Source organism: Vibrio sp. 2132-1, assembly GCF_033344315.1.
In genome coordinates this window covers 1-634 of sequence record NZ_JAWPON010000463.1, presented here as the reverse complement: position 1 = coordinate 634, position 634 = coordinate 1, and the positions used below count along the sequence as shown (strand labels likewise).

The following is a 634-nucleotide window of genomic DNA, read 5'->3' as shown; positions in this document are numbered from 1 at the left end:
ATCGCCAAGAAAGATTGAGCCCGCATTATCTAGTAGTGGAAGTAGCTCACGAGGGTTCTTCGTTTGCACAATTAAGTGCTCAGGGCCGTAGTAGTTAGAAATAGAAACCGCTTGTGTGATTGACTCAGAAATAATAATCAGACTTGAAGCCAACGCCTTCTGCGCGATGTCTGCACGAGACAAGGCTTTTAGTTGACGCTGAACGGCATCCGTTACTTGATCCGCGACAATTGGTGATGGTGTCACAAGAACCACCTGTGAATCAGGGCCGTGCTCAGCTTGGCTTAACAGGTCTGCTGCGATGAAGTCTGGATCTGCGGTTTCGTCTGCAATCACAAGAACTTCAGAAGGGCCAGCCGGCATGTCAATCGCAGCACCACGGAAGTCATTGCTTACTTGACGTTTTGCTTCCGTCACATAGGCGTTACCCGGGCCAAAAATTTTATCGACTTTAGAGACGCTTTTCGTACCGTAAGCCATTGCAGCGACCGCCTGTCCACCACCGACATTGTAAACTTCATCAATGCCGCACAACTTGGCAACGTACAAAATTTCATCTGCAATCGGCGGAGGAGAACAAAGCACCACTTTACGGCAACCAGCGATTTTTGCAGGCACGCCCAGCATCAATACT

1 protein-coding gene is annotated in these 634 nt (G+C 49.1%); it reads right to left on the bottom strand.

Translation table 11 applies throughout. From position 1 onward, the window contains the following. The coding region (gene hisD / locus R8N47_RS26055; protein WP_318186212.1) for a histidinol dehydrogenase at window positions 1-634 on the bottom strand (634 nt) is incomplete at both ends.